This window comes from Providencia sp. PROV150, assembly GCF_028481025.1.
GTDB lineage: Bacteria > Pseudomonadota > Gammaproteobacteria > Enterobacterales > Enterobacteriaceae > Providencia > Providencia hangzhouensis.
Genome location: NZ_JAMPPJ010000040.1, coordinates 1 through 7053 on the forward strand (window position 1 = coordinate 1; position 7053 = coordinate 7053).

Annotated in this window: 4 protein-coding genes; all 4 read left to right on the forward strand. The window is 45.2% G+C overall.

All coding sequences use genetic code 11. The features are described 5' to 3' along the window. A partial coding sequence (locus PSE83_RS20210) for an Hcp family type VI secretion system effector (RefSeq protein WP_272661057.1) occupies positions 1-370 on the forward strand: 370 nt, incomplete at its 5' end. A gap of 84 nt (positions 371-454) precedes the next feature. After that, a complete protein-coding gene (locus PSE83_RS20215) occupies positions 455-2596 on the forward strand; it encodes a type VI secretion system Vgr family protein (protein ID WP_004256051.1) in 2142 nt (713 codons plus the stop codon). Positions 2597-2606: 10 nt separating this feature from the next. Further along, the gene (locus PSE83_RS20220; RefSeq protein WP_110591477.1) at positions 2607-3665 is read left to right on the forward strand and encodes a DUF2169 family type VI secretion system accessory protein; all 1059 of its coding nucleotides are present in this window, start codon (positions 2607-2609) and stop codon (positions 3663-3665) included. Beyond that, the coding region (locus tag PSE83_RS20225; RefSeq protein ID WP_272661058.1) for a DUF6531 domain-containing protein at positions 3655-7053 on the forward strand (3399 nt) is incomplete at its 3' end. The genes PSE83_RS20220 and PSE83_RS20225, both read left to right, overlap by 11 nt.

A 7053-nucleotide genomic window follows, 5' to 3' on the forward strand; every position in this document is an offset into this window, starting at 1 on the left:
GCCGACAGACCCACAATCCGGCCAACCTTCAGGCCAACGTGCACACAAGCCGTTCCGTTTTACTGTTGCGTTAAATAAAGCCGTTCCGCTACTGTATAACGCCTTAGCATCAGGCGAAATGCTGCCGAAAGTGGAACTGAAATGGTACCGCACCTCAGTCGAAGGTAAACAAGAGCATTTCTTCACCACCACACTGACCGATGCAACCATCGTCAATATTGACTGCCAAATGCCTCACTGCCAAGACCCTGCAAAAGCCGATTTCACGCAGTTAATCGAAGTATCTCTGTCTTACCGCAAAGTGGACTGGGAGCACACGGTTGCAGGCACTTCGGGTGCTGATGACTGGCGCGCACCGCTCGAAGCGTAATACCTTTTTGACGGGCTCTTTTGGGCTCGTCATCGCTTTTATTTCGTTCCCCGCTTCTTATCCATTTTGTCATGGAGACTAGTGATGTTTAGCAAAGACCCCAAAAAAACCACCATTGACCCCGTTTCTATTGTCAAAGATGAAGCGGTAAATCAAGTTAAAAATAAAGTGCAATCTAAAGTCAATGAGTTGGTGTCCAGTAAAGTACAAAAAGCGGCAGCATTAGCCCAGCAAGGGGGGGCTTTGGTATCAACAGCGGCATCTATGGCAACTCAGGCGACATCCCAATTGAACAGTGTAGCCAATAACCCGCTTATCCATGGCGGTGGATTTGGTGGTGGATTAAAACTTGGTGGTGGGCAAACTTTTTCAGAAAGTCAGGCATTACAAGCCGCTCACGGGGCATTGTTAGATGCACTAGGCATGGGAAGTCTGGAAAGTGGCTTGGTGTTTACATGCTCAATTGCTGGGCTACCCGATGAAACTTTTCAAGTTACCGAATTTAATTTAACGGAAGGGTTGTCTTCGTTATTTTCCCTTTCAATTAGTGCTGTTAGTGCCTTACCGTTTATTGATTTTCAGAAACACCTTGGCGTCGCCTCTTCTTTAACAGTCAAGCGTGATGGTGCCCAAGTCCGTAAAGTGAATGGCATTTTAGCAGGGGCGGTTCAAGGGAATACGGATGGCGTAAAAACGTGGTATCACTTTGATATTCGTCCAGAAATGTGGGTGATGACCCTGAATCAAGATAGTCGTATTTTTCAAAATCAAAACGTACCGACCATATTAAAAACCTTGCTGGATGAAGCGCATGTGAAGTCGGACTGCAAGTTTTACCGTGATGACTTACATCCCAAACGTATTTACACCACCCAAAAGCGAGAATCCGCCTTTGATTTTTGGTGTCGTCTCGCCTTTGAGGAAGGGATTAACTTTTGGTTTGAAGAAAACCAATTGTTTTACAGTGACGAACACATGGGGATGACGGCGGGAATTAACCTGATGTATAACCCGCAAGCGGATACGGATATCAGCGACAGTACCGCCATGACATGGCAGTACGGTGAATACTTGTGTGTGGATGAAACCATTCATAAAGACAATAATTTCATTCGCCCTTCCTACCCACTTCAACATGAAAATAAATTGGAAAAGGGTGGGCAGCACAGCATCTTTGAAAGTTACGGCCGTTTTCAATTGGATGAAGAGGGCAAACCACTCACCCAAATTCGTTTTGAACAGTTACGTAATGGGAGCAAGGTGGGTAGTGCCACAACAAACTGCTTTGCCTTGATGCCGGGTAAAATCTTTACCTTATCTAATCATCCGCATCTTCCGATGAATAACAGCTGGCAAGTCATTAGCGTGAGTCATCATGGTGTCCAGCCTCTGGCAGATAATGGTGGCGGGGATGGTACTCAGTTGTCGAACAGTGTTTCTTTTATCCCTGGTACGCAAGAGTGGCGGCCACCTTATCGTTATAAACCCACCGCGGATGGTGATGAAGTTGCGACTGTCGTGGGCCCTCCGGGTGAAGAAATCTATGTCAATGAACATGGTGCGGTGAAAGTCCATTTTCACTGGGACAGACGTGGAGAGCCTGACCACAGTGCTTCGTGTTGGGTGCGTGTTGCGATGGGTTGGAGTGGCGGCGGCTATGGTTTTTCTGCGGTACCACGCATCGGAACGGTCGTTCAGATTAGTTACCTGAATGGGGATATTGATAGGCCGATTATCACGGGCTGTACTTATGATGGTCGCAATGCGACTCCAATCAGTTTTCCTGAAAATAAAACCCGCACCACGTTTCGGACGAAAACCCATAAAGGGGAAGGGTTTAACGAGCTGCGCTTTGAGGATGAAAACGGCAAACAGGAAGTGTTTATACATGCCCAGAAGGATATGAATACCAAAGTCCTGAATGACCGTACCACACATGTGCTTCATGACCATATAGAGGTTATTGATAACAATCAAGCCATGCTGGTCAAAGGCAATCGAACTGAAAATATTGATAAAAATAATACGGAAACGGTGGGGCAACACAAGAGCATCACGGTGGGGAATACCTTATCAATCAATGTGGGCGATGTGATTGAACTGCGTTGTGGCGCAAGTGTTCTACGTATGGACAGTGGCGGTCATGTCACGATTAATGGCACGGAATTTAAGTTCGAAGCATCAGGCCCAGTGCAGATTACGGGTAAAGATGTGGATATAAATTAAGGAATAACCGATGTTTGAGGTGATGAATTATACGCCATTCCCACATTTGCTTTATCAAAAATACGGTAAACAAGCTGCGTTATTTAATGTACTGGCGTTTCGGCAAACGTTTCGACTTAAAACTGGGGGACATTATTCCGATTTAAATAATACACAGTTTCCACTCGTTATGGCGGATGATTACTATCATACTTCGGAAGACAGCAGCCTTATTGATGAAACTGATTTAGTCCTTGGGCGTCCTTGTACCAATATTCACATTCGCGGTGTGGCAAAACCTAAAGATGGTATTCCTACAGAACAATGGAGAGCGGGAATCAGAGTCAAGGATTTTTCTCGTACATGGACTTTAACGGGCCCATCCTATTGGCAATATGAAAAAGATAATTGGCAGTTAACCGCTCCTTTATTGACTGATGGAGTAAGTTTGCGCCATGAAATGGCATATGGTGGTCGTTGGATAAATACCCAAGGAGAAACTGACGCTTACGCAGCAAATCCGGTTGGAATAGGTTTTTATCCTGATATTTCCGCATTAGATAAATCTAAGCGATATCCAGCTCCGCAAATTATTGAGGACACTATAACGACACCAAGAGAACATCACGTCATTAATGAAGAGCAATTAACATTGGGTTCTGGCCCAGTATCCCGTTGGTGGATGGGGCGTCTTGAGTATGCTGGAACCTATGACAAACATTGGGAAGAAACGCGGTTCCCTTTTTATCCTGATGATTTTGATGAGCAATTTTTTAACTCTGCACCTGTCCATTTACGTTACCCCGGTTTCTTAGCGGGTAATGAACCCATTTTATTGGAAGGGTTGTTACCCGAATCTTCAACGGTTGTCACAGCTTTGCCCGATTACCAGTACCTTGTATTGCTTCAGGATATTGAGGGGGAGTTGTTTCCTGTTACACCTTTACTCGACACGTTAACCATTGACCTTGATAACCGATTTATTTCGGTCGTTCGTCGGGTGCGCATTCCTGCTGAATACCCCATAAAACAAGCTGTCATTTCAGTTGTTGTCCCTTCACAGACAAAAGGAGCATGTCATGTCGGATAAACACATAGGTGATGCAGAAGGCGGTTTTAAAGCAGTCAGTAGTGCGCCTGATGTTTGTAAGGTGGGCAATGCCGTAGTGCCGTTTGATAGCTATCAAAGCCTCAATCATATCAAAAAATTTGCAACATCCGTTAGAGCTAGGGGAGCTCTCACGTTAAATGTGGGCTCTATCATTGCAGGCTCTCAAAGTAATGCGGGCTCAGGAGTGATGTCTGGCACATCTCAAGGGAGTGGTGACTGCATAATACTGACGGGTAGTACTTCCGTACGTATTGAGGGGCAGCCAGCGGCGATGCATGGTTCGCTTGTCGCCATGAACAATAAAAATACGTTAGGGACATTAATCACGAATGAAGCGTCCCCTGGTAATCCTGTTGAAAGTAATAAAATACCGTGTAATGACCCCCCAGTAATTTCTGATTTATTACGAAACTTGGTCACGGAAAAAGAAGCGCTACAGCAAAGCTTTGTCAGTCAAGCAATAGTTGCAAAAGAGAATGCGGTTAATCAGGCGGATAAATATCTTGATGAGAAAATTGACAGTATTCGGTCTGAGCCTGTTGAAGGATGGGGATGGGCGGGGGATGCGTTTAATTTTTATCGGGATGTTAGAGATGGAGCAAGGCGGGCTACGCTAGGGCTTGTGAAAGACACGGGTATCGGTTTAGTACATATGTCTGATGCTATCCCAATAAACCCCATTCAAATGGTTAAAAATGCTGAAAATACACTAGATGCTTTAATCCTTCTCGAAAATACTCGTTTAGGCAATGTTTGCCAAGAAAGTATGTCTGAGAGTGCTAAAGAGGCATGGGAAAATACCAAAAAAGCAGTAAGTGACGCGATGGAGCGTTTGGAGAATAAATGGGATAAAGGCACCAGTGATAAAGCGGAGATCGTGTCCCGAGGAATATTAGAAATTGCGACAATATTATTACCTGCGAGCAAAGCAGGTACGGTAGGTAAAGCTGGGGAAGGTATAAATGCCATCAAAGGGGCTAGGGCTCTTGACGCGGTGGCGGATACGTCAAAAGGCATTACAACCCTGAAGGAGCTAAGAGCGGCTGAGGCCGCTATTGCCGCAAAAGAGGCGCAAGTTGCTGAAAAATCAATTCAAGCAATCACTGAGATCGCGAAAGATGCGGAACGAGCATTACCTGCGCCAGGACCCCGTATTTCACCGAAGGTTGAGGCTGCAGCTGAAAAACCATTAGGGACACCTAAAAATACCGATGTGAAAGCTGAAAACCCCGCACCGAAGAAAAGTGATGATGTAGGGGGGACTTGTACTGCTGGCGCAACATGTAAAGGTGAACCTGTTAATGTTGCAACAGGGGATTTTATTCAGCAGTGGCAAGTTGTTCGTATTCCCGGGTTATTACCCATTATCTTGCATCGAACATATCAGTCAACATCTGCTGCCAGTGGTCTTTTCGGTCCAAAATGGACGGATGAATGGTCACGTTGTTTACGAATTGACAACGACAAAATTATTTTTAAAGACAGCGATGGCGCTCAATTTGATTTTATTGCTAAAGAAAATACCGTTCGCTCCCGAAATACTCACGCACCGCATTATTTGTTGACGGGGTCTAAAAATGAATCATTGACGATTTTTGATAGCATACAGCAACATACCTTATCTTTTGCTCACATTGACGGTGACTATCGCCGTTTAAGTGCTATCACGGATCGGAACCAAAATAGCATTCATTTTATTTATAATGACACTCACCAGCTAGTCGAAATAAGAAGAAATGATGGCTTCCTTTTAGAGCTTGAATATCAAAAAGGTCACTTGCAGCGTATCATTGGAGGCAAACAGAAACATGAGCAGCATGTTTTTGCTGTGTGTGCGTATGATCCCCAAGGGTATTTATCGGAGTGTGATGCCTATCAACAAAATCACCTTTGGCACCGCTATACCACTGATGGCTTAATGGTTCAGTGGGGGGATACCGATCAAACTGAATTAACACTCACTTATGATGATAAAGGCCGTGTCATTACAACTCACTCCTCTTCAGGGTATTGGCATGATCGTTTTATCTATGATGATACCCAACGAATGACCACCTATATTGATGGAGAGGGCGGCTATTCACGCTATTATTATAATGAAGATAATCTAGTTACTCGGGCGATTGACCCTCTTTGGCGTGAAACCCATACGCAGTGGAAGCAGCGTCAAAAAATCTCAGAAATCAATTCATTAGGTGAAAAGACAGAGTATGGCTATCATTTTGATGGCCAATTGGCTTACCTGTTCCTTCCCGATGGGCGTCATGTTTACTATGACTATAATGAGCTGGGGCAATTGATTTCCTACACGTCGCCATCGGGAGAAAAATGGCTGCTTGATTATGACGAGCAAGGCAACCTAACGACCCTCACCGACCCTCAAGGTCACATTCAAGCCTACGAATACAGCCAACACGGTGAACTACTTAAAGCCATTCACCCCAATGGGGCGCAGTGGCAATATGAATACAACAGCACCCATCAATTAATCAAAACAACGAATCCGTACCAAAACAGCACCGAATATCAGTTTGATGAGCTGGGGCGCTTGCAAGAATATACTGATGCACTGAAACACACGACGCGCTACCACTATAGCCAAGAGCATGCCAGTGAAAACGGCAGTGTCAGTGATATTCTTTTACCTGACGGTGTTCACCAACATATCGAGTACGACAGCGAACGCCGTGTGGTTGCTGTCACGGACGGTGAAGGCAAAATCACCCGTTATCGTTATGGCCCCTTTGATTTACTGCTGGCGATGGTACGTCCCGACGGTACAGAAGTCCGTTTTGAATATGATTCTTTGACGCGTTTAAAAGCGGTGATTAACGCTACAGGGGATAAATACACCTACGAGCGTGACCGCGCGGGGCAAATTATTCGTGAAACCGACTTTACAGGGCGAGTGCAAGAGCACCGTTATGATCAGTTAGGTCGCCGAATAGCAACACGTTATCCAGACCAACACGAATTACGTTGGCGTTATGATGTATCTGGGTTGGTTGTTGAACAAAGTGAATGGCTGGATAATGGCGTTGAAAATAAATGTTTATCGACCACGACCTATGAGTACAACGCACGTTTGCAATTGGTGAAAGCCACCAACCCCGATTCAGTGGTTGAATTTGAATATGATGAGCAGGGGCGTTTAACGTGTGAGCGAATCAATGGTCAAGAAATCAAATATGATTGGGACAGCGACCATTCGACGTTAGCGCGTACCACTTTCGGTGATCGTGAACTTCATTATGCCTTTGGGCAGCTCGGCGAACTCACCTCACTACAAATCAACCAACATGTGCCACTGCAATACAGCTACAATGCGGTCGGGCAAGAATACCTTCGCCGCAGTGACGCGGGGTTT

Excerpts from the sequence above, each read along its gene's own strand:
- PSE83_RS20215 (WP_004256051.1), top strand. The coding sequence starts at position 455 with ATGTTTAGCAAAGACCCCAAAAAAACCACCATTGACCCCGTTTCTATT.
- PSE83_RS20220 (WP_110591477.1), top strand. The coding sequence starts at position 2,607 with ATGTTTGAGGTGATGAATTATACGCCATTCCCACATTTGCTTTATCAA.